Origin of the sequence: Bifidobacterium sp. ESL0745 (assembly GCF_029433335.1) — a bacterium.
Classification (GTDB): Bacteria; Actinomycetota; Actinomycetes; order Actinomycetales; family Bifidobacteriaceae; genus Bifidobacterium.
This window is the reverse complement of record NZ_JAQTHX010000002.1, coordinates 244,948-269,986: the sequence shown is the minus strand read 5'-3', so window position 1 is coordinate 269,986 and position 25,039 is coordinate 244,948. Positions and strand designations below refer to the sequence as shown.

Genomic DNA, 25,039 nt, shown 5'->3' with positions numbered 1-25,039 from the left:
TTGTATTCTTTAAATAGGATAATTTATTACTATCAATAAAACGGCTTTCGCGAATATTGTAACGGCAACACCATTAGGTTACGCACTCCCTCCACCCAAGTAGTATTAGAAACATGAGCGACTTGAACGCGTTGGACCTGGAGCCTGGGGAAATTGTCGGCGGATACACGCTGATCTCTCGGCTGGGCGGCGGCGCGATGGGCTCGGTCTGGCGGGTACGCGACGACGGCGGGCAAGTCTACGCCATGAAGATTTTGCGGGATTCGCTCAAAGACGATAGCGAAACCGGCGGGGAAAATTACAACACCGGCGACGAAAACGGCAATTACAATAATACAAATAATCCTTATGCCAACAATTCCGGCGAAGAATCCAGCAACCCGGCAGCACAACACCATCACCACAGCCACGATCCGCACGTCACGGCCCGCGAGCGCATGCGGCGCGAGGCGGTGGCCATGCGCAAAATCCACCATCCAGGCGTCTGCGCCATCGTCGACATGGAGCTTGACGACTCCCTCGCCTTCATCGTCACGGAACTGATCGAGGGCAAGAACCTGCGCGACGATGTGGCGGCGAACGGTCGGTACGTCGGCGACGATTTGCAACGTCTGGCCGCCAAACTCATCGATGCCGTGCGAGCGGTGCACGCCCAAGGCATCATTCACCGCGACATCAAGCCGACGAACGTCATGGTTTCGGCCTCCGGTCCGGTTCTGGTAGATTTCGGCATCGCCATGACCGCCGGCGAAAGCCACGTCACGCGCACCGGCCTGGTGATGGGCACACCCGGCTTCATCGCCCCGGAAATCATCGATGGCGCGGAAAGCAACGAGGCCACCGACTGGTGGTCGCTCGCCAGCGTCATCGCCTTCGCCGCCACTGGCCGGCCCGTCTTCGGCAGCAAGCCGATGATGGCTGTGCTCGAGCGCGAGGCAAGCGGCAACGCCAATCTTTCCGGTCTTCCATCAAATACACGAGAGGCCCTAAGCCGTGCGTTGGACCCCGACCCGGCGAAACGTTGCAGCCCGGATGAATTGCTGAAAGCCATCACGCTCGATGCGCTGAATCCATTCGAAAACGGCGAGCTGGATGACGACGGAAGCGGCACTATCGGAATCATCAATAATGGTGCGACCGGGCTCAACAGCGGATTGGGCAATAGCTATGGCAACGGCGATAGCGGTAGCGACAACAACAGCTACGGCGGCAACAGCGCCAACAAAGCAAATAGAAACAACCACAACGGCATCGACAACAGCACTCAGGCGGCGATGCCCCCTTTTGGCCAAATCCTTCCGCGTAACCGGCAGTCGCAATTCCAAAGTTCTTCTTCCGCGACCAATACAGATATTCCCAGCAATCCGCGAGCTTCATGGACCGATGACATTCCTACGTTTGCCGCGCCGGACAGTCAGGCCGACGCAGAACCGGCGGCGCGACAACCCCGCCAAATCCGTGGTTCGACGCGAGCGATGCCGGTTGCCTCTGCCGCAAGCGCGCAAGCCGGAACGTCAAACGGCCTATGTGGCCATAACCAACCATCAACAAAGCCAGCGATCCGAGGTACCGCTGCTTCGAGTGAAGAAGCGACCGAAACTCTACCAGCCCCTTCGCTCCAAGACCTGACTGCGACTTCCGCAGTGACGCAAAACAGCAGAGACGACGGCGGCGCGACGGCCACATTGCCGCTCGACACCGCCCCAGCACAAAACCTCGATCCGACTTCACCGCTGCCCGCCTCGGCCTTATCAGCCACACAGGCCGCGGAAGATGGCACCATGCCGCTTGCCCTCGCCCCGACCACGCAGATGCAGCAACCCGGTTTATCCCGGCAACAGGCCCAGCCCACACCTTACGACGCAAACGCTCCTTATATATATGGTCAGTCGAGCGCGCAGGCAGAGTCCCTGCCACAATCCACACTCCAAGCGTCAGAACCGGCGGAGAACTTCGCAAATCTCGAAAGCCCAGCGAACGCAAGACGTGGCAAACTTCTGTCACGTTCCATACTGCCGCTGTGCCTTCTGACGATTCCACTTGCGCTGCTTTCAGCGACCATACCCGTGGTTTCGATATGCTGCGCGATCGTCCTGATTTGGTTCTTCCTGACGCTCGGATACAGCGAAGAAGCACAACTCGATCGCGAGGCTCGCCATAACGGTATCCGCAAAGGCGGCGACGTGGCCCTGCGCGCGGTAAGCCTGCCTTGGCACTTGGTTGAAGCGTTGCTTTTCACCATCCCGCGCGCATTACTGCTCTTCGTCATCGCCGGCGTGGGGCCGGTGGTGGTCAATCTCGTCTCAGGATTTCCTACGCACATGGTCACGTTGGCGATTGGCTCATGGCATATGCCTTTGCCCCTACCCGCCGACTTTTCGCTTTCGTATTCGAGCCTGTCGCTGGCGATATTCATGGTCGTCGCCTGGCTACTCACCGTTTTCGGCCCCAAAACAAAGGTGCTGCGCATCGGTGCCGGCCGCCTAAGAGGAGCCCATTACCCTGCTGAATCCCATACGCCACAACGAAAGACTTCCCTGCTCGGTCAAGGCGGCCAAGGGGGAAACGAATATCTTGGTTCAGCGGACGAAGCCGACGATACCGACGAGGCAGGGGACTTCGACGGCGGCAATGCCAAGAAGCGGCATCACACCGGTCGCTGGACGCTGTGGGCCATATGGGCGATTGTCACGATCCTGGCGCTGGTATTGTTGCTTTCCAATCATCAAATCAATTGGATTCCCCTCCCCACGCCACAGCTATGAACTTATGCGCGAAGGCACATATCCAAACCCGATCATTCAAAAAGTGCAACCCCGCAATTCCGCCATTCCCTGTTTAAATACCCTCGTTTGGGTGTGTGCGAATTTTGACATATGTTCCAAAAGCGCAAGACCTGTTCACCAGAAGACTATTTCATCCACCCATAAGGGCAAAATGTATTCAATATGAAGTTTGCTTGAGTACACTTGCTACTTTGGTCACCATAACGTCGGGAAACCGGCGATTGACATCATTTTGCAATACAAAGAGGGGCACATGGCACAGCAGGGCAATAAGAAAGCGCAAAAACGCCAGACACGGGCGAGACGCAGGGCTGAGGAAGAGGCGCTGCAAAAGGCACGTGAAGAAGCCGCGGCCAAGGAACGCAAGCAGCAGACCATCATCGGTGCCATCGTCGTCGCCGTCATCGTGGCACTTGTCGCCGTCATTGCCATAGTCGCCGTGCGGTCGATCCACAAAAAGGCGGAAGCCGACAAGGTTACCGCCGACGCCTCGTATACTGCATTGCAAAACGTGAAGGTCAAGCCCGAGTTCGCCGATGACAAGGGCGGCATCCTGATTTCCAAAGACGGTTACGGTAAGAAAATCGCCAAAGTGCCGACCGTCGAGTTCTATATGGATCCCCTTTGCCCCGGTTGCGGCTCGCTGCATCGCCAGGTCGACACTGACCTTGACAAGCTGGTGGACTCCGGCCAGATCAACCTTGTCTATCACTTCATGAACTTCCTTGATCCGGATTCGACCGACCAGTATTCCACCCGCGCCACAGGGGCCGTACTTTACGTTTCCAGCCACGACCCGAGCACCCAGCACCTGCTCGATTTCGTCAGCAATCTTTACAAGAAGGACTTCCAGCCCGGAGAAGGCCCTGATTACAAACCGACCAGCAACGCCCAGATCAAGGCACAGGCGATTGCCGCTGGCGTTCCCCAAGACGTCATCGACAAGGCGTTCGGCGGCACATACAACAAGTGGCTCGAAGCCACCTACAATTACACCATCAAGCGCAAGGATCTGCAGAACGATTCCGGGCAGATGAGCACTCCGACCGTCACCATCAACGGCAAGCTCATGAATATGTCCGAGGTCACCCAGTCGGGGCTCACCCAGCAGCAGGCGATCCTGAAATCGCTGGGCATCAGCGAATCGCAGGTCGGCAAAGAAGGTGTCTTGCCGAAGATCGGCACGGGGGCGCCAAAGCCTCTGAAGTAAAAACAGCGGGCTGATTCGCTGAAGGCCGGCGGCAGATTCGAACGTGATCTGTCGCCGGCCTTTTGCTATGCGAATATTGCCGAATGCCCTCTTCGTCGGGGATTCCTACCAGAAAGCTTCATTAGACCAACCTTGTTGGATAGCTCTGCCAAAAGGAATCAACACCAGATGTGTCAGGCGGAGGGTTGGGACTTGGGGAATGTAGGACTGCCGTTCGAACCGATGGCCGGCTGTGCGCCAACCCTGCCGATGGCTTCGTTGCTCAAACCGATCGACTGCAGAATCGCCACCTTATAGGTGAGTCCGATATCGCTGATCCCTGAAATATCAAGCATTTTGCCGTTGATGACGACGACGGGGGTCGTGAGTTTGCCTTTGAACTGACCGGCTATATCCTTGAGCTCCGGGCGGCGCAACGTATATTGCGCGGCGGCGGCAAGCCAAGGTTCGTATTCATTGCCGAACGCTTTGGCCGCAATACCTGCAGGCACGCCCGACGTAACGGCTTGCTGCTGGAGCTGTGCGTTGCTTACCGGCTTGTAGTTGGCTGCCTCTTCGGGCTGAAAACTATCAGAATGGATATTGGTAAGGAAATCCAAAAGATGATCTGGATTGGGATCGTAGCTTGAGATATAGGCAATGGCATTATCAGCACGTGACGAATAGTGATCGGTTGACATACTGTCGAGGAACGTCACCGGATGAACCTCAAGATTGATCTGACCGGAGTCCAGCAACGCGCGGAACGTCGAATCCATTTGCTGGTGAAGTACTGCGCATCCGGGACACATCGGGTCGGTATAGAGTTCAATGGTCGGGGCGTTCGGCGCCTTCTTGCCGTAACCGACTTTCGAGAAGAGGATACCACCCTTATCGTTAGTGTACTTGGGCTTCAGCTTGACTTTTTGCAGGCTGCTATACGCCTGATCCTCAGTGATGTTCTGCGCCGCATTGCGCTTGGCAATGGAATGATAACTAACCAATCCGATTACCACGATGAAAACCATGACGACAATGAAGGCAATAAACCCGACAATACGGCGCTGCCTGCGTTCCTTGGCTTGCTGGGCCTTGCGGGATTGGATCAGCAAGTCCCCCGCATCGGCACCACCATACCAAGAAGTGGCCGCCTGGGCGTAGCCATTGCCTGTATGCCGAGCCATACCCCATCCTCATCTGTCATTATTTGCGCTAGCAATGCTGTCCACTGGCCGACGCAATGAGTGTACCGACCTGTCACGTATTAACATTGCCACTCTCAACAAGTTGTATGGCATCCCCCCAAAAAGTGCAACACCAACCACAATGTGCGAGAAGCAGCTTTTAAAGGATATAACACTTGTTAAAATGCAGCCGAATTATGCATCGCTTAGCGGAATCGTTTTGCACAAAACGAAAGCATAATTCGTATGACGTAAAATTATTTTCTCCTGTTTAATTGTCTTTTATTAACAATCAGCAGCTATCAATATTCACTACAGGTAGCCAAACGATGTCTACGTATAACATTTCACCTTTTTAATTCTTCTCTCCTTTGTTTTTGGCCGTGATACATATCACACAACTGACCCTATTCTACATGCTTCCAACTTTTTAGCGAAATCGACACTTATGACTAAATTCTCACAGCTTTGCATATTGGCCTAATCGAGACATGCTGCTAAAATAAGAGTCTGTCTGGTTTTGTCGGATACGATTGAAGCCAACGCCTCCTTAGCTCAGATGGCCAGAGCGGCCGCCTTGTAAGCGGCAGGTCGTCGGTTCGATCCCGACAGGAGGCTCACCGGTACGATGTTGCGGTGACAGACGATGTAATTGTTTTGTAGTTGAAGTTGTTTGTGCAGTAGTTGTTCGCGGTTGAGGCGGGCAGTGCGCTTCAATCGAAGCAGTAATGAACTGATGTAAGGCCCACGAAGGTGGGTTGTGTGCGTTGTGGCGGTTCGTAAACCTTACGTCCACAACGTTTCCGGCGTGAAGGAGGCGCCGACGGTATTACTCTTGCTCGAGTAAGTAAGCGTTGTCTCCTCTTCTATATGAGGGCAACGTCCAAGGGCGAAACTTCCCCCAATTTGCTTCGCCCTTTAGGGGCGGGAATATCCCCTTCTCTCCCGCCCCTTTTCCCTTTTTCAAAGCCTTTAGCCCCAAGGGAGAAGCATCTTTTTTTTCGGTCTGCTTTAACGCTTTCCCTACGGCATTCATTGCGTGTGACAACTATCGATGCACTTTCTTTGCAAAATCTTGACTCTATAGCCTAATTACGTATTGCACCCTTTAAGGTTGACCCGATAGACTATAGACTTGGATCGAACACAGGCATGGTAAGCATGCCGGAATTGCTTCAGGGGGTTTGGATGGCACGTCGATGGACTCCACGACGTTTTGTCACTTTGCGCAGGATTCGCGTTGCGATTTGCGTGGCGGCGGTGTTGCTGGTCAGCATCATCTTTTTCGCGATCACCGCGCGTAAAACGGTGGCCTTGACGGTCAACGGGGAGACCAAAACCGTCACGACCTATTCCGCAAGCGTGCCCAGATTCCTTGAGTCGCAAGGCGTCAAAACGAAAACGCACGATTTCATCGATTCCTCAAACGACAAGGCCGGTCTCGTCAATCACGACGTGGTCACCGTGCACAGCGCCTACCAGACCACTATCAACATCGAAGGTCAGGATGTCCCCTTCTGGACCTACGCCACCAGCGCCGACCAACTCCTCGGCTTCTTCAAAGCGGGCGATCAGAACGCGGCGAAAGTCTCGGTGAACGTCGGCAACGTCTACAACCAGCTAACCGGCGGCTTCGTCATCAACAAGGCCGGTCCGGTTACGGTGATCGCCGATGGCAAAACCTCGATTGCACCAAACGGCAAGCTCACGGCTGCCTCGATCCTCGATTCCAAGAACATCACCATCGGCAAGGACGATCGCGTCAGCGTCAGCGAAGACAACGGGCAGACCATCCTGCGCGTCCAGCGCGTCACCCACGGCCAAGAAACGAAGAACGTCGTGTTGCCGTTCTCGACGCGAACCGTGGTCGATGCCAGCCTGCAGCCCGGACAAAGCGAGGTCCGCCAGGCCGGCCAAAACGGCAACAAGGAACAGATTTACGACGTCACCTACGTCGACGGTCAGGTCGAGACCTCAACGCTCAAGTCCGAGACCGTTACGCAAGTTCCCGTCGATCAGATTGTGGCTGTAGGGCCTGCGGCACCGGCCCCAACGCCTGCGCCCGCACCTTCGACAGGTACCGGTACCGGCGCGGACAGCGGTAATAGCGGCGATGATAATAACGGCGGGTCCAGCAGCAACAACGGTACCGGCTCTGAGGCAAACAGCGGATCAAGCAGCAGCAACGATTCAAGCAAAGACAAGACCGACAACTCGAACAAGAACCAGGACAAGGATTCCAGCAAGGATAATTCCAACAACCTGACGCCATCCATCCCAGCACCTTCAACTCCGTCGCAACAGCCCAGCCAGCCGACGACCCCGTCCAAGCCAGCACAGAAGCCGCAACAGCCCAGCCAACCATCGCAGCCTTCGGTCCCTGCCCCCGCTCCGACTCCCGCCCCAACGCCTGCACCTTCTCCCACACCTTCCGGTCTTTGGCATCCAACACCAGAAGCGGCACAAATCTATGCCCAGGGGGCAGCAGCGCAATATGGATGGACCGGGCAGCAGTGGAAGGATCTGGTAACTCTTTGGAATAAAGAGTCTGGCTGGCGCTGGAACGCAGGGAGTCCTTACGCACCATATGCTTATGGCATTCCGCAGTCCATGACGTACACCAATTACAACGGCATACCAAATTACAACTCGATGCAGGAATATGGCTCAGATTGGCGCGATAACGGAGCTACACAAATCGCATGGGGCTTGAACTATATCAAAACCCACCTCAACTACGGCAATCCTTCGCACACCTTAGAGATATGGTATTCAAGATGTCCCGCCAATACACCAGGCGTTGGCGGCTGGTATTAAATCATTGAAATTCAGGTCCGAACCGACATCAGCATTCAGGTCGGCGCAAACCCAAGGTACATTCAAGCTAGCTTCCAGTCATGTACTACGCATTCAAATCACCGGCAAACTGCCGCCGGCAATATGCTGCAGCACAGCCAACGATAATTGAAAATCTCGTGTTTTCATTACAAACGTCAGCTGCAGTTAACCTTCACCTTCCCGAATCCAAAAGTGTCAGATATAACTTACTTTCCCCTACTTATCATACGAAATGTAAGTTATACCTGACACTTTTGCTATTTTCATCATCAAATTTCAGGTGTAGCTAAAACTTATAGATATAAAACACAAAATATCAGTTATATCTTACGATTTCGTATTTATTCGCGAAAATATCAGTTATAACTTACACTTTAATGATTTTATGCTAAAGTGTCAGTTATAACTTACAGTTTGGAGCATCACTATGAACCATAAGACCGCCGTCCTCCGACCCCGATATCTCGCCGAGCTCAAACCCTTCATCGGAACGGAACAGGTCAAGGTGCTTCAAGGTGTCCGCCGTTGCGGCAAATCCACCATCCTCCGCATGATCTGCGACGAATTGGTCGCTAATGACGTGCCAAAAAGCAACATTTACTACAAGCGTTTCGACGAATTCGGCCTGCCTATGCGCAAGACCGGGGATGAGCTGACCCAAGAACTCTCGAAAGCCTTCGAACACAGCGACCCCAGCAAGACGATGTACGTCTTCCTCGATGAGATTCAGGAAGTCGACCAATGGGAAAAGGTCGTGCGTGGCCTGCATACGCGAGAGAACACCGACGTCTATATCACCGGTTCCAACGCGGCCCTACTTTCGAGCGATCTCGCGACGCTGCTTGCAGGACGAACCATCACTTTCAACATCTACCCGCTTTCATTCGCCGAATACCTTGATTTTGTCAACCATTTCAAAGAAACCAGCGCCAAAGCGCTCGCCGAAAAATCAACCGATGATCTGTTTTTGGAATACTTACGTTTCGGCGGCATGCCAAGCCTCTTCTCGCTTCAATCCTGGAACCCCGAAATCATCGCGCGCGAATTGGATTCGATTTACAACACGGTCATCCTGCGCGACGTAGCCGAACGGCTCGGCATCCGCGACATCGCACTGCTCAACCGCCTGGTTTCCTATCTGTTCTCCACCTCCGGCAACCTTTTCTCCACCCGCAAGATCGTAGGAGCACTGGTGAGCGCCGGAAGGAAAACTTCAGCGGAAACGGTGGAAAACTATATCGCCGCACTCAGCCAAGCGTTCATTATCAATGGAGTTTCACAAACCGGCCTTCGCGGCAAAAAAGCGCTAACCCCACTGCGCAAGTTCTATCCGGTCGATACCGGTTTGCGCAACATGGCCAATGATTTTTCAGCCAAACAAGACCTCGGTTTCCAACTCGAAAACGTGGTGTGCAACGAGCTGCTGCGTCGCGGCTGGAAGGTGGAAGTCGGCACCGACGGGAAAACCGAAGTCGATTTCGTGGCACGAAAACATGAAAGAATGGAATATTTCCAAGTTACGGAAACCATGCTCGGCTCTGATGTTCGCACCCGAGAGCTGGCGCCGTTGCAGGCTTTGCGCGACTCGTTCCCCAAGACGGTGCTGACGCTGGATCATTTCTCCACAAGTACCACCGAAGACGGCATCAATATCGTCAATATCATCGACTGGTTGACCAAAAGCAATAAGCCTCGCCATGCCTACGAGTAATTTAAGGAATATGAACAAGCAAGCAACGAGGAATATGCCTGCGGCATCTGAAACGTTTCCAGCAAACGGCAGCAAACACACAGCGGTAACAAGAAACAATGCGACGTCGGCTAGTCAGACGGATGACCAGTCTCATAACGGTCACTTGCTGGGAGCGGGAGATATCCGCCGCATCGCCGCCGAGGCCGGCATCAGCCCGACCAAGAAATTCGGGCAGAATTTCGTCATCGATCCGGGCACCGTGCGACGTATCGTGCGCGAGGCCGGCGTCACCGCGCAGACGCGAGTGCTCGAAGTCGGGCCGGGTCTGGGTTCGCTCACCTTGGCATTGCTGGAAACCGGCGCTGCCGTCACCGCCGTGGAAATCGATCCGGCGCTGGCCAAACGTCTGCCGGAAACCATTGCCGAATTCATGCCGGAGGCGTCCGACAGATTAACCGTGATCAACGCCGACGCGATGAGCCTAAGCCCGGGAACGCTGCCGAAGTTCGCGCCGGATTATGTGCCGAAAAACCACAACAACAATGATTTGCCTACCGTAATCGCGACAAATTCGAGTACAGAAAACGTCAACAATAATGCATCGGAATCCGCAGATGCACAGGCAAATACAAATACAAATGCAAATGCCACACATAACGACCAATCAGCGTCAACCACCACGGAACAGGCCGGGTCGGCATCAACCACCAACGATGAGTCGACATCAGATCACGCGCACAGTGCCGACAACAACAACCCCTTTACACTTGTTTCCAATTTGCCATACAACGTGGCGACGCCAATATTGCTGACGTTGCTCGAACGCTTCGAGAACCTCGATCATTTCCTGGTCATGGTGCAAAAGGAGGTGGCCGACCGGCTCGCCGCCAAGCCAGGCTCCAAGACCTACGGCACCCCAAGCGTGAAACTGGCGTGGTACGGCCAAGCCGAGCGCGTCGGGCTCGTCGGCCGCAATGTCTTCTGGCCCGCGCCGAACGTCGATTCCGCGCTGGTTTCGTTTACGCGCTACGCCGATAACGACGACAACGCTGCGACGCCACACAACGTTGAAGAGAACTCTGGCAGTCGTAAGTCCGACGAACCAGGCAACGAGAATCCGCAATCCAAGAGCATTTTGTCTCAGCCCGTTTCATCCAAACCTATTTCTCCTATACCCGCAAAAGCCAACCGCGAGAAGGTCTTCCAGCTTATTGATGCGGCTTTCGGCCAGCGACGCAAGACGTTGCATGCGGCACTGAAAAAGCTGGTTCCGGCGGAAACATTCGAGGCCGCGGGCATCGATCCGACCAGACGCGGCGAAACGCTGACCATCGAAGAATTCGCAGCCCTCGCAGAGGCAGTCGAGAGCTAACTGTTCTGCCTTCCATATTATTAATCGCTAAATATCACCACAAATAAACGGTTTACAAAGAACCGCTCGCGAGAAACCGACACAAATCGCGACGCCAGCGGCGAACGCCGACACCCGTTGCGCGTCACACTCTCACGGTAGAGTAAAAAGGTCGATATTTCGCCAAATCTTCCGCGCATCGCTTGAGTTTCATGCGCTTGCAGGAAACGGGCACGGGTTGACAGGAACGAACAATGCAGCAAATTAGTGATGAACGACAGGCACGCAAGCAGTATGTGCATCATCGTCAGATGCGCGTATTCTCAACGCTTGCAGTCATTCTGGTCATTGCTCTTATCGTCTCGTTCTTCGTCTTCTTCCACACCATCGGCAAAAGCAACGCCGGCGTGCCACAGGCCCAAACGAATTTCGGCGCCCCCTTGGTCTGCGCTTCCGACAACCCGGACAAAAGCCCGGCAACCTACGTACAGAACAATAAGGTAGAAGTTGCCGTGCTCAATGGCACCAATTCGGTCGGTTTCGCGAAGGCGGTCGGCGAGGCTCTGCAAAACCGCAATTTCAAGGTGACACAAGTCAGCAGTCTTACCACAACCGACAAGACCAATAAGACCGATAAAAAAGCCGGTAAAGCGGAACGGACCACCATTTATTACGGGAAGAGCAACATCCGCGGGGCTTACACCTTGTATGCCAACTTCCCGGACGCGAAATTGGTGATGGACAACAGGCAGGACGCGCTCGTAAGCGTGGTCCTCGGCTCGACATTCAACGATCTGACCAAAAAAGAATCCGTCCCTGCCGCCGACACCAAAATCAAAAACATCCAGGGCTGCACGCTACCCAGCAAAGTCGACGCCGCAAAGCTTCCGGCCGACATCACGCGCACCCAGCAATAGAATCAGGCGGTTAATCCCTCTTCCGCGGCCCAACGCTTGAGCTCGGCGACGGCCGTGGCGTGGTCGGCGGGGCCGTGATCCAGGCGGTAATCGAGCATGTGCTTGTAGGCTTGGCCGACTTGTGGACCAGGCTTGATGCCGAGGATTTCGATGATTTCGTTGCCGTTGACGTCCGGGCGAATCGCGTCGAAGTCCTCCTGCTCCTTAAGCTCCTTGACGCGGGCTTCCAGCTCGTCCATCGCATCCGAAAACATCAGCGCCTTGCGCTTGTTCTGCGTGGTGGCATCGGCGCGGGTCAGGCGGTTCAGGCGCTCGTACAAGTGTCCGGAATCCTTGACATACCGGCGAACGGCCGAGTCCGTCCAAGGTTCATCGACGTAGCCGTGGAAACGCAGGTGCAGGTTCACCAACTCGCTGACGTCAGAGACGATATGGTGGTCGAAACGCAGCGCTTTCAGGCGCTTGCGCACCATTTTGGCACCCACCGCGTCGTGATGGTGGAAGCTCACCTTGCCGTGCGGCTCGAAACGACGCGTGGCGGGCTTGCCGATGTCGTGCAACAGCGCGGCCAAACGCAACGTCAGGTCGGGGGCCGGCACAGGCCCGTCGGGCCCAGTTTCCAGCGCAATCGCACGGTCGAGCACCATCAGCGTGTGCTCGAACACATCCTTGTGACGGTGATGCTCGTCAATTTCCAACTTCAGCGCAGGAATCTCAGGTAATACAATATCGGCCAAGCCGGAATCGACCAGCGCCTCGATGCCCTCGTGCGGGCGCTCGGAAAGCAACAGCTTGGTGATCTCGTCACGCACGCGCTCGGCGGAGACGATGGAAATGCGGTCGACCATATCGGTGATGGCCTCGGCGGTGTCCGGCTCGATGCGGAAGCCAAGCTGGGCGACGAACCGCACCGCGCGCATCATACGCAATGGGTCGTCTTCGAAGGATTGGCGCGGGTCTACGGGCGTGCGCAAAATGCCTTTGGCCAAATCGTTGGCCCCGCCGAACGGGTCGACGAATTCAAGGTCAGGCACACGCAGAGCCATGGCGTTGACGGTGAAATCGCGCCGCGAAAGGTCACCTTCCAGCGAGTCCCCGTAACTCACTTCTGGTTTGCGGGAATCAGGGTCGTATTTGTCGGAGCGGTACGTGGTGACTTCCACCTTGACCTCGGTGCCATCCTTACGCCGCCGCATCGCGCCCAACGTGCCGAATTTGCGACCCATATCCCAAAAGCCATCGTGGCCGAAACGTTTCAGGATCGGCTCGAACTGCTCAGGCCGCGCGGAAGTGCAGAAATCGAGGTCGTGGCTTTTGCGGTGCAGCAGCAGGTCACGCACGGGCCCGCCCACCAGCGAAAGCTCATACCCCTGCTCGGCGAACATGCGCCCCAGCTCAATGGCCTCAGGCCACACCTCAAACTCCACGATTTGCCTCCAACGTTCGAATTTCACGCGCCTTCCAGCATACCGTCACCGTTGCCCCCGCAATTAGCCGCATCATTTATTCGTTTTCACCTATTCGACAATAATATCAAATTTACTTAAAAGTATCGAGAAACAATAAGGAAAAGACTAAATTCATATCCATGTTGCATTGTATTATATGGTTTAAGTGTGGGTTTCCGGCAAGGTATAGAGCAGTACACCGGTTGACCGATGGCGGGAATCACTATGCACCAGTAAGTAGAGATATGAGAGACAACAACCGTATACGGAGACGAATGATGCGTGCAGCTTTTAGGGCTATAGTTATTGGCATTGCTTGTGCACTTGCCTTTAGCCCCGTATTGACGCAGGCGGCACAACCCGGCACGAACGTCTCCGAAACGGACAATCCGGAAAAAACAATACAGACAGCGCCACAAACCCAACCGGCGATACCGCCGCATCCGCAAACGCAGACAACCACATCAACGCCCCTACCAGCGACGCTTCAAAACCAGCTTCCGGCACCTCAAAGTCTTCAAACACCGAAGCATCTGGGCAAGACACAGAAAACAGCACCAAACCGTCCCCCTGTATCGGCCAGCCAGCCCCAAGACGATCAACTAGACAAGTCCAATGACGCCGCTACCGCAATACCCACCCCCCAAGAAGATTCCACCGAGCAACCCACTGTCGGCCCGCAAACCTCATGCACAGCCACAACTCCAGCGACATGGGGCACCGCAACATGGTTCATTGACTCAAGTTGCATCCTCCACATCTCCGGCGGCAAATCGCCAGACATCCGTCCAGCCACAGGAACAGCCAATATCCCTTGGGACCAACATAACCTAAACCACAGGAACATCACAAAAATTAGCATTGAAGGTAATCTGACCATAACCGCCACAAAAGAAGCAGAACCTGACCGTTCCAACAGCGACGGAGTGTTCAGCGCGATGGGTAACTTAAGCCAGTTTTCGATTGTCCCCGGCAAGACCCTCTCATTGGAAGACACAGCTGCATCATGTATGTTTTACTACTGTGACAAGCTCACCAGCATTGATGCATCAAACTTCAACACCAGCAACGCCACCACCATGAGCAACATGTTCTTCAACGTCACCGGACTCACCAACCTTGACGTCTCCAACTTCAACACCAGCAGCGCCACCAACATGAGCCGCATGTTCGGCAGCTGCAGCAGACTCACCAGCCTCAACCTCTCCAACTTCAACACCACAAAAGTCACGAACATGAACCGCATGTTCATTAACATGGGCGGACTCACCAACCTTGACGTCTCCAGCTTCGACACCAGCAGCGTCACCGACATGAACAGCATATTCGGCAACTGCAGCCGACTCACCAGCCTTGACGTCTCCAGCTTCGACACCAGCAGCGTCACCGACATGAACAGCATATTCTACGGCTGCAGCGGACTCACCAGCCTCAACCTCTCCAACTTCGACACCAGCAGCGTCACCGACATGGGCTACATGTTCAGCGGCTGCAGCGGACTCACCAGCCTCAACCTCTCCAACTTCGACACCAGCAGCGTCACCGACATGGGCTACATGTTCTACGGCTGCAGCGGACTCACCAGCCTCAACCTCTCCAACTTCGACACCAGCAGCGTCACCAACATGGGCAACATGTTCCAAGACTGCAGCGGACTCACCAGCCTCAACCTCTCCAACTTCGACACTAGCAGCGTCACCAACATGGGCAGCATGTTCAGCGGCTGCAGCGGACTCACCAGCCTCAACCTCTCCAACTTCGACACCAGCAGCGCAACCAACATGAACAGCATGTTCAGCGGCTGCAGCGGACTCACCAGCCTCAACCTCTCCAACTTCGACACCAGCAAGATTTATACTAAATTTTATAAGATGGACGGGGTTTTTAATGGCGCAAATAATCTCATTCGTTTAGAGCTCGGTCCGAATACGATGCTGCCGAGCAACAACAAAACCAATTTGCGAAGCGGCACTTGGACGCGATTGCCGGGAGGGGTAAACCCTACATGGAGAGGCACCGAAGAACAGCTCGCCGCCGAAACGACGAACGGGCGCGCTCAGGGTGTTTATGTGTTGCAAACAGGGACGTTCACATTTACCTACAATCTCAATGATGCCACCGCCGGAACGACACCGCCTACAGCTAACGGGACAGCAGGAGTCAACGCAATCATAATCCCACTACTTAGGGGAATAACCAGGACTGGTTACAAGGCCATCGGATGGAATACAGCGGCGGACGGAAACGGCACAGATTATACTCCTGGGATTTCAATATACCCGCAAGCGGGCGACACCACCCTATATGTGAAGTGGAAAGATGCCACCGTACCTGTCATCGATATGCAAGGTAAGACGTTATTCCTCATCAATACTCCGGTTTCCGGCATCGTCTATAAAAAGCAAGGCGGACCAGCGGAGCAAGGCGTCACCATTAAGGCTGTATGGTCTGATGGCAGCGCATCCAGCCTCACCACCACCGATTCTGATGGCAAGTGGTCAATTAACAATACAGGACATGCTTCAGGCACCACGGTGATCATTACCGCTACCGACTCCGCAGGCAACGTCAGTAGCCCCGTCACTGTCACCGTCACTGATCACATAGCACCGCCGACAGTCGCAAGTATCCCGCTCACGGGCGGGCACTGGCAAGACTTCCTGGCGGCGCTTATCGTCCTTGGCATCATCGCCTCGTGCATTACTTCCGTTTTACTCAATCGCAACAGGTACAGGAACCGTTAATTTTAAGCAATACACTCCGTTTCCTGATGCCTCTAATGGGTCACCCCTGCCACTCTTCGCATGTTTTTAATCGGAATTATGTATGTCTGGAGGCAGGATTGACCCGTTAGAGGGATCAACGAAGCACAAATAATGAAGTAACGGTCATCTCTTAATGGCAGCAAACGACAGCAACCGTTGCTGTCGCCGAATACACGTAAAGCCACACCAATCCCGTCAACCCGATTCAGGCCGGTTTTGTGCCCTTTGTAATCCCGTTACCCTACCTGCACATCCTTCTGAGTAAGCTGGAGTGTATGATAACGCCCGCAGACCTGGCTCGCATGATAGCCAATGCCTCGGGTGACCATGCCCAAAACGGGCACAAAGAAGACAAACTGCTTTATACCTCCCAGTCCGAGGAACATATCGTCCGTTTCATCGAACCGGACGGGGCGCCGACGCCGAGGATGATGCCGCATCACCGCAGCGTCCACGGCCCGACCAAATTCGCCACGCTCGACGCCCAGGAACTGCCGGTGGCCCGCGAGTATTCAGCCGGCGGCTTGATTTTCGACGACCGCAACCGCGTCGCGCTCATCGCCCGCCATTCGCGCAGCGGTCACCTTGAGTGGTGCCTGCCGAAAGGGCATATCGAAAAGGGCGAGACACCGGAGGAAACCGCAGTACGCGAGGTACACGAGGAGACCGGTATATTGGGCGAGGTCGTCGATTCCATCGCCACCATCGACTATTGGTTCACCGGCCAGTCCGAGCGCGTCCACAAGCTGGTCCATCACTTTGCATTACGCCAGATTGGCGGCCACCTGACAGTGGAGGGCGACCCTGATCATGAGGCCGAAGACGCCATTTGGGTGGATTTCGATGACCTTGACAATGTGCTGAGCTATCCTAACGAACGTAAAATCGCGTGGCTTTACGCCAAGAAACTGAACAGGCAGGCAGAAGGTTGAACCACTGGCACTCCTGCGTCCCCGACGGCAATACGCACCACGAGCAATCGCCCATCTCCACCCGGATTTCGGCGATTGTTTCGTCCGTCGTCGCCTTGGTGTGCGCGTGCGCGCTGATGTTCTCGCCGAACGCAGCGATCGCGGTGGATTCCACGGCAACCAATCCGCCTACCGATACCACTACGAATACGACGCCAGCCAATCCAGGGAATTCAGGCACATCACCTACTCCGGCCAACCCTTCCACGCCAAGTGATTCTTCCAACACCGAACCGGCCAAGCCGGCGACGCCAGCCCAGCCTGCGCCTACACAGCAGAATACGCCGGGCAAAACCGGAACCACGCTTCAGCAGACTTCCCCTTCAACGCGATCCTCAAACCCCAGTACCTCGTCTTCGTCATCTTCCTCAAATTCGTCGTCCTCGTCTTCTTCTTCGTCGTCTCGAAAGTCAACGCAGTCCAACAACAGCAGCAATAACAATGACAACAGCAATTCCCAAAGCGACACGACCTCCGCTACCGCTGCCAAAAACAGCAAAAAGGCGCGAGACGACGCCGAAGTCACCATTATCGCTTCGACGCCCGTAGTCACGGCCACTTCGGGCTACCACCTCAAGGCCACCATCAAAAACACCAGCAACGACACCATCGTCCAAGGCACGTTTACGGTAAGCGCCAACGATTATTACACGTTCGCCTCCCGCTCGGAGTTACAGCAATGGGCCCAGGGAAATTCGCGGATCCAAGTTCCCAACCAGCTGGGTCAGGTCCCGGTACCGCAAATCGAGAAAGACGAGAAGGTCAGCGTTTCCATCGACATGAACTCTGACCAGCCAAGCTTGAAAAACATGCTTTCCTGGGGTCCGAAACCGGTGCGCATCGATTATTCGTTCCCCGAAAATACGACCAGCGATGACGGAACGAAATCGAATTCCCAGACAACGTACGTCAACACCACCCACACGTTCCTCACCCGTTCCAGCGATGGCCTTAACACCGCCAACACCCCGCCAATGGACATCACGATGGTCATGCCGCTGACCGGTGACAACTGGCAGGTCGACAACGATAAACTCAATAAATTCTTGACCACGGGGGATAGCGACGTCGCAAAAACCCCTACGACCACAAGCGGCACCGCGCAAAACGGCAATGACAACAGCGCTGGCAACGATGCCATCGTCAATTCCATGCTGACCAACGCCACCGGTGGCAACGACAAAAAAAATTCAGGTACGCACAAACTTTCCCAGACCGCCGAGCAATTGGTGACCAAGCATCCGGGACTGCAGGTCATCGCCGATCCGACGTTGGCGCAAAACCTTGCCATACCGCCGAAATCTGCCGGCATTATGCAACCCGGCAATTTCGATATCACCACATACTCCGCATTGAACGACGAGTCCTCGTATGAAAAAGCCGGGGCCGCCACCAAAACGTGGACTGCTGATGCTTCGATCAAACAATACCGTAAGGCGCTGGGAGACCCGAACGCGAATCCGACCGCCTACGCTTGGCCCGGACGCGGACAATGGACCATGGATTCATTGCAAACGGCCAAGCAGCAGGGGTATTCCACCGTCATCGCCCCCGAACCCAGCAGCACCGCCGACAGCACCAATTCCACCATCCACACGGGCAAATACACCATCCGCACTTCCGCCGGCGACGTCACTGTGTTCACCGCGCAGGACGAGCTGAGCAGGCTGGCCGAGGGCAAGGCCACCGATAAAAGCGTGGACGGCGAATCGAGCGCAGCCGGCAGATTGGCGCGGTTCATGGCACAAAGCGCGTTCTATCAGATGGAAAGCCCCTACGCCACGCGCAACCTGCTGGTCTGCTTCGGCACTTCCGCCGTCAATTCCGAAAACAATGCCCAGGAAGCCGACACCCTGATGCAGACGCTGGAACAGGCACCTTGGCTCAGCCTGCGCAACCTCAGTGAACTCGACCAGGCCAAAACCTACCTTTCCGGCCAACGTGCCGCGAACATGGTGCCGGATTCGTCTGACATCCACGCCTCGTCGTTGCGGCTCATCAAGCAGACGCTTTCCAGCCTCGTTGCCAGCAAAAACGACGTCGACCGGTTCAATTCCTCCATTCTTGACCAGTCCTCAGAGGACTCGTCCACAGAAGCGGGGACGTCAGGAAAGTCGAACAAATCGGATAAATCCGGCGATTCCAACAAGTTCGGCGGTGCGGGAGATTTTGGTGGAGGGGGCGCATCGGGAGATTTCAATAACACTGACAAACCCGGTACATCAACCGATGCCAATGGAACCAATGGCGCTTCGACACCGCAAAATCAAAAGAGCAATCAATCCGGCAATACAAGTAACCCGGGAAAATCGTCGCCGTCGTCATCCTCAAATACCAATAACGGCAGCGGCGGGGCCAATGGCAACTCCAATAACCCCAAAGGCAGCAAGACGGACACCGGCGACGCGCAGGCCCTCGCCCGCCAAGACGCGGACGCCACCGCGAAACGCTCGAAAGACGGCTGCGATTGGATCGACGCCATCACCTCATTGCACAACGCCATCGCGCTACATGCGCTTTCCGCCAGCGACGCCCTCGCCAAAAACATGAGCGCGAGCGCCCAAAACCTGGCCAACCAGCTGATGAACGGCGTCGCGATCACGCCTTCGGAATCCATTACCGTTTTAAGCGAGTCTGCGAAAATGCCGGTGACGGTAAGCAACAATCACCCTTACCCCGTCACGGTGAAAATCTCGTCGCTTTCTAACTCAATGGAAATCGTCACGACGCGATTCGTCACCCTTTCCATCCCCGCCCGAAGCGAAGCGCAAACCACGTTCAACGTGCGCGTTTCGACGTCCGGCACAGCCATAGCGCACCTGACGCTCACCGACCGCAAGGGAGACGCGTTCTCCACCCCGCAGTCGACACGCATCACCAGCACCTTGCGCTTGAGCGACATGAGCGGCATCATTTTCATAGCCATCGCGCTGGTCCTGGGGGTTATCGGCCTTTGGCGCCAATTCAACCGTAAGAAAGATCCTGACGAATGAGTTCTTCTGTAGGTCACAATTCCATGGTCATGGCCGTGGGCACCGCGGCAAGCCGCGTCACCGGCCAGATCCGCACGATTCTGCTGGCGGCCGCCCTCGGCACCACAGGTCTTGCGGCGAACGCCTACCAGGCGGGTTCCACCATTCCGCAGGTCGTCTTCACGCTGGTTTCCGGCGGCATCTTCAACGCCGTGCTCGTTCCGCAGATCGTGCGGACGCTCAAGGCCAAGGACGCCGAAGACCGGCTCAACAAGCTCATCACCTTCGCCATCGTGCTGCTGGCCGGCATCACCGCCCTGGTCGCGGCGCTCACCCCCCTGCTCGTGAAGCTTTACGTGCACGCGGGGCCGGATATGATGGCACTTTCCACCTCGTTCACCTTCTGGTGCGTCCCGCAGATCTTCTTCTACGGGCTTTACACGGTCATCGGCCAGATTCTGGCGGCGAAAGACCACTTCGGCACCTACGCCTGGAGCTCGGTGGGCGCCAACGTCATCAGCTGCATCGGCTTCACCGTGTTCATTCTGATGTTCGGCCGCGCAAGCCACCAGCCGCTGGGCTATTGGACGCCGGACAAGATGGCCCTGACCGCCGGCACATGGACGCTCGGCGTGGCCTTCCAAGCGCTGATCCTGTTCGTTCCGCTTTTCCGCATCGGCATCCATTACCGCCCGAGCTGGGGCGTCCGCGGCATCGGCCTGCGCTCGATGGGTCCGGTGGCGGCATGGAGCCTCGGCATCGTCCTCGTCGGCCAGATCGCCAACATCATCAATACCCGTCAGCTGACCAGCGCCCCCGAAAAGGCCGCCGCGGCGCAGCATATCAGCCAGTTCGATATCGCCGGCAACGCCTCGTACCAGAACGCCTACACCATTTACATCCTGCCGTATTCGCTGATCGCCGTCTCGGTGGCCACGGCCGTCTTCCCGAAAATCGCCAAGGCCATCGCCGATCACGACATTCCCGGCGCACGCAACGACCTGAGCGAATCACTGCGCAACGTGTGGCTGATGATGGCGTTCTTCACGGCCGTCTTCGTGGTCATACCCACGCCGATCGCCCTGGCGCTGCTGCCGAGCGTAAGCGTCAAAGAAGCCATACTGATGGCCGGACCGATGAGCCTTTTGTCGCTGAGCCTGCCGATTTCCTCGGCCTACCTGCTCATCCAGCGCACGTTCTACGCCTTCGAGGACGGCTATCACCCGTTCCTCTTCATTGTATTACAGAACGGCATCCAGGTCGCGATCCTGCTGATCGGCGGGCTGTTCATCTCGCCGTTCAACTGGGCCTCGCTGATGGCGTTCTCGATCTCGTTCAGCTACGTCGGCGCGTTCCCTCTGCTGCTGGTGATGATTCGCAAACGTTTCAACGACGACATCGACGGCAAACGTATTACGGCAACCTATACCAAAGGCATCGTCGCCGCGCTGGTCGCCATTGCCGGCGGCCTGCTCCTGCGCTACCCGGTCTACGCGCTGTTCCACGCCGATATCGACCCCGGTTCGGGCGTGCGCGGCGGCCACATGAACTGGTTCCAGGCCGTGGGCGTCTGCTGCGTGCTCGCCATCGTGATCGTCGTGCTCTATATCGGTACACTGTGGGTGCTTCGCACGCGCGAACTGATGCCGATCGCCCGCTCATTGGCCGGCAAGCTCGGCATCAAGCTCCCCGGCGGCGCAAACGCCGGAAATACGGAACACACAGCCGACGACACCAACGCCACCGACAGCACCGAAGCGATCGAAGACGCCGGAATCCCCGAAAACTTCGGCATACCCGATCCGCCAGATACGCCCGAAACCGGTGATTCCACAACGGATGGCTCCGAAACGGACGATTCTGAAACCGACAGGTCCAAATCGGATAGCACTGGAATGCCGGCAAGCGTTGAAAACCAGAAGCCTAACAATCACAACCTATTCCCGGATTCCGAAATACCCGACGATCTGACGTTCCCGACTCTTCCTGAAGATCGCGAAACCAAGAACTAAGAAACCTTGCGATATTCAGTCAAGCGGCCGGAATGTGCCAAATCGACACGAAATCTTGCCAAAAAACTTTTGCCCCGGCTACGGCCATGGATAGAATGAAACAGGCGGTTTGTACCGTCTGATAATTATTTGTGTTCGTTGCGTAGGGTCGGGGATATTATGAAGCCACAGCTGGGAGATATCGTCATCAGCAGATATACGTTGGTGTCGCCGCTGCGTAGCGTACCCGGCCTTGAAGCGTGGAAGGCCAACGACCGCATCCTCGCGCGGGATTGCCAGCTGCTCATCGTCACCGACAAGGCCGCGATCCCCAGTTTCGAAGCCATCGCCTCGACGCTCACTCTTTCACGCAACCCGCACTTCACGCAGGTCATCCAGATGCAGCATGTCGGCGACATTCCCGTGCTGATCACGCGCCTTGATCAGGGGCTTTCGCTCAATAATTTCATCGGCCACGGCACCCGCAAACTCGGCTATGAAGCCATGCGTTCCATCCTTGCGGAAACCGCCGATGGACTCGAAACCCTGCTTCACGACGACCTGAAAATGAGCGCCTTGAGCACCGACATCGTGCGCATCACCTCAAAGGGCGTGCAAATCGCCGATGCCCCCGTCGAGGCCATGTTCGTCAGCAATCCGGACACACGGAACCTAAGCCCTGAAATGCTGGCGGTGCATGAGCTGGCGGCGCTGCTTTACTCGATGCTCACGGGGGAATGGACCGCCGAGGTCAAGAACTTCGATCTTTCGCGGCTTCCCGAAGACACTCCGGAAGAGTTCCACATCATCTGCGAGCGCGGGCTGACCATCAAGGACGCCGACAGCAGACCGAGCCTTTCCATGGTTTCGCTGGCCGAACTTGTGGCCCTGCTAGGGTCGGTCAAACCACTGACCGAACTTCCCGGAAGCGAGCTGAAACGGCCCACTTCCGATGGCGAGGCTTCGATTTTGCGACTTGCGCTACGCAGGCCGCGGAACGGCAATATCCTTGATTTTCCGCAAAATCTTTCGACCAACCAATTGCAATTCCGTGCACGTCAGGCGGCCAGTGCAGCCGAATCGGCAGTAGCGGTGGCAGGAGCGGCCGGAGCGGCCGGAGCTGGTGCCAGCGCCTTGGCTGCCGCCGCGGCGCAAAAGCCCACTGCTGCTGCGGCGGCTTCCGCCAACGGTTCGAAAGCAACGTCTTCACTTTCCGTTCCGGCATCACCCAATGCGGGTAAAGCGGATTCTTCCGACCAGCCAAAGAGCGACGGCACAGACGACAACCAGCCTTCTGGTAATACATCTGACGAAACGACAGTGATGCCTCCGCAAAAGGGTTCAGCGGCTTCGCCGGCATCACAATCGTCGTTAGTATCTCCGGTATCTCCGGTATCTCCGGCATCGTCAGCCAGTAGCAATCCTTCAGGCGCCACGGTCGTAATCCAACCGAATGCATCAGCGAACACCAATGCCAATCCCGCCTCCCAGACCGCAAATCCGGAAGAATCCGTGGACGACAAGGCCGCGAAGTGGTGGCGTCAGCGCAACAAGACCCGCAACGACGGCTCAGGCAATTCGCCCGACGATATCAGCAACGCCGCAGCCCCCCGCATGGATTTGCACGACCTGACGGCCGCGGAAATGGCAGATGCCTTTAAGTCGTTCGATTCGACGGCCGACGATTCTATTTTCCCGGATTTCGATCCGAATGCCGTCCAGACCACCAACCCGACGATGCAATTCGACTTTGCCATGAAGGGCAATAACGCCACCAGCCTGCGCGACGGCACCCCCGGCAACCATACCGAGGCCACAGGCCGTATCCCGCTGCTCGACACCAATGGAAATTTCATCGAGCCCGGACATGAATCCGCACAGGCGCTTCAGGCGGAGCAGGAAGCCATCAACGCCGCCAATCCGGTGATTACCCCTCCCAGCTTCACACCGCAGCAAAAGGCCGAGCAGACAACCAACACATCCAGCGACGACATCGCCGACACCCCGCTTTTGGGCAAGCTGACCACCAAAGCCGTGGCCATTATCGCCGTCATCGTGCTGATTATCGCGGCCGCAGGCATCGCCGCATACGAACTTATCGGCCACAGCAGCAGCGGTGGATCCTACCAGCAGTCCAGCTCCGACCCGTGGCCCAACATGAATCTGAACAAAGTGCCGTTCGGGGCCCAAGGCAACGGAAGCACTGCCGAAGAGCAGAACAATGGCTCAAGCAAGCAAAACGGGGGCACTTCGTCGCAGCAGTCTTCCGGAAGCACTTCATCGCAATCCGGGGCGACGCCGAAGGTGACCAACGCCGACAAGATCGCCAACGCCGTGCCCGCACCTTCGATTCCGGTGAACAATACCCCGCTGATCATCGACAAGCAGGAGTTCTACCGTCAACCCGCAGGCCAGAACGGCCTTGCGTATTACATGCACGTAAGCCAGCCGTCCACCGTCACCCGCTTCGTCGTCCAGATCCGCACGTCCGGCGGCACCGGCTACCTGATCGCCAACACCACCCAGGACCCGAGCGCCGGCCAGCAGGTCGCGCAGTTCACCTTCGACCAAAGCGGCACCACCGAAGTCAAGTTCTCCAAGCCCGTCAATTCGCAGGACTTCCTGCTTTGGGTCCCGATGGACTCCCTGCCCAACCACTCCCTCTACATCAACCACGTCCAGCTGTTCTAGAAGTTTGCTCGTGAAACATTTACCTTTCGAATCTCGGATATCTTCAAGTAAGGCATGGCCACATATAACAACTATCTGACCAAAATAAAATGCGAAGAACTTAAGAGAATTCCAGTTGTTGCAAAATTCGCAGCAACTGTCACAAACAACCGTTTGTTGGATACTGTTGGTCGCACATCGGCCGGATACGTCCAATTACCGGTCGCATATCGGACTCTAGCGGACGCAGCTTGGTCAAAAACG

The 25,039-nt window shown here is 55.9% G+C and carries 14 protein-coding genes and 1 tRNA gene; 12 read left to right on the top strand and 3 right to left on the bottom strand.

Annotated elements, in window-relative coordinates:
- The first annotated feature begins 113 nt into the window (after positions 1-113).
- Together PT275_RS07945 and PT275_RS07940 are read left to right on the top strand one after the other, a co-directional pair.
- Positions 114-2,765 carry a serine/threonine protein kinase gene (locus PT275_RS07945; protein WP_277153845.1) on the top strand — a complete coding sequence of 884 codons (2,652 nt, stop codon included), beginning with the start codon at positions 114-116 and terminating at the stop codon, positions 2,763-2,765.
- 274 nt (positions 2,766-3,039) lie between these two features.
- The gene (locus PT275_RS07940) at positions 3,040-3,996 is read left to right on the top strand and encodes a thioredoxin domain-containing protein (protein ID WP_277153844.1); all 957 of its coding nucleotides are present in this window, start codon (positions 3,040-3,042) and stop codon (positions 3,994-3,996) included.
- Between the two features lie 173 nt (positions 3,997-4,169).
- On the opposite strand, the gene PT275_RS07935 is transcribed toward PT275_RS07940, so the two are convergent.
- Positions 4,170-5,159 carry a thioredoxin domain-containing protein gene (locus PT275_RS07935; protein ID WP_277153843.1) on the bottom strand — a complete coding sequence of 330 codons (990 nt, stop codon included), beginning with the start codon at positions 5,157-5,159 and terminating at the stop codon, positions 4,170-4,172.
- A gap of 544 nt (positions 5,160-5,703) precedes the next feature.
- Between PT275_RS07935 and PT275_RS07930 the strand changes: the two genes are divergently transcribed.
- The 5 genes from PT275_RS07930 (at position 5,704) to PT275_RS07910 (ending at position 11,958) form a co-directional block, all read left to right on the top strand.
- A tRNA-Thr gene (locus PT275_RS07930) sits at positions 5,704-5,777 on the top strand.
- Positions 5,778-6,347: 570 nt separating this feature from the next.
- Positions 6,348-7,976, top strand: a complete 1,629-nt coding sequence (locus tag PT275_RS07925; RefSeq protein WP_277153842.1) for a G5 domain-containing protein — start codon at positions 6,348-6,350, stop codon at positions 7,974-7,976.
- A gap of 448 nt (positions 7,977-8,424) precedes the next feature.
- Positions 8,425-9,708: an ATP-binding protein gene (locus PT275_RS07920; RefSeq protein WP_277153841.1), complete on the top strand. Its 1,284-nt coding sequence runs from the start codon at positions 8,425-8,427 to the stop codon at positions 9,706-9,708.
- A 34-nt stretch (positions 9,709-9,742) separates the two neighbouring features.
- The gene (locus tag PT275_RS07915; protein ID WP_277153890.1) at positions 9,743-11,062 is read left to right on the top strand and encodes an rRNA adenine dimethyltransferase family protein; all 1,320 of its coding nucleotides are present in this window, start codon (positions 9,743-9,745) and stop codon (positions 11,060-11,062) included.
- A gap of 233 nt (positions 11,063-11,295) precedes the next feature.
- Positions 11,296-11,958: a LytR C-terminal domain-containing protein gene (locus PT275_RS07910; RefSeq protein WP_277153840.1), complete on the top strand. Its 663-nt coding sequence runs from the start codon at positions 11,296-11,298 to the stop codon at positions 11,956-11,958.
- 2 nt (positions 11,959-11,960) lie between these two features.
- Here the strand turns inward: PT275_RS07910 and PT275_RS07905 are convergent, their stop codons facing one another.
- Complete coding sequence (locus PT275_RS07905) at positions 11,961-13,385, bottom strand: CCA tRNA nucleotidyltransferase (protein WP_277153839.1); 1,425 nt, start codon at positions 13,383-13,385, stop codon at positions 11,961-11,963.
- A 351-nt stretch (positions 13,386-13,736) separates the two neighbouring features.
- The gene (locus tag PT275_RS07900; protein WP_277153838.1) at positions 13,737-13,967 is read right to left on the bottom strand and encodes a hypothetical protein; all 231 of its coding nucleotides are present in this window, start codon (positions 13,965-13,967) and stop codon (positions 13,737-13,739) included.
- A gap of 377 nt (positions 13,968-14,344) precedes the next feature.
- Here PT275_RS07900 and PT275_RS07895 point away from each other — a divergent pair, with 377 nt between their 5' ends.
- From PT275_RS07895 to PT275_RS07875, 5 genes are all read left to right on the top strand, one after another.
- Positions 14,345-16,150 carry a BspA family leucine-rich repeat surface protein gene (locus PT275_RS07895; protein ID WP_277153837.1) on the top strand — a complete coding sequence of 602 codons (1,806 nt, stop codon included), beginning with the start codon at positions 14,345-14,347 and terminating at the stop codon, positions 16,148-16,150.
- A 296-nt stretch (positions 16,151-16,446) separates the two neighbouring features.
- Positions 16,447-17,103: an NUDIX hydrolase gene (locus tag PT275_RS07890; protein WP_277153836.1), complete on the top strand. Its 657-nt coding sequence runs from the start codon at positions 16,447-16,449 to the stop codon at positions 17,101-17,103.
- Positions 17,061-20,135, top strand: a complete 3,075-nt coding sequence (locus PT275_RS07885; RefSeq protein WP_277153835.1) for a DUF6049 family protein — start codon at positions 17,061-17,063, stop codon at positions 20,133-20,135. The genes PT275_RS07890 and PT275_RS07885 overlap by 43 nt, the downstream gene beginning before the upstream one ends.
- Positions 20,132-22,126, top strand: coding sequence for a murein biosynthesis integral membrane protein MurJ (murJ, locus tag PT275_RS07880; protein ID WP_277153834.1), 1,995 nt, complete (start codon positions 20,132-20,134; stop codon positions 22,124-22,126). Before PT275_RS07885 ends, murJ begins: the two co-directional genes overlap by 4 nt.
- 159 nt (positions 22,127-22,285) lie before the next feature.
- A complete protein-coding gene (locus PT275_RS07875) occupies positions 22,286-24,796 on the top strand; it encodes a hypothetical protein (RefSeq protein WP_277153833.1) in 2,511 nt (836 codons plus the stop codon).
- Positions 24,797-25,039: the final 243 nt, after the last annotated feature.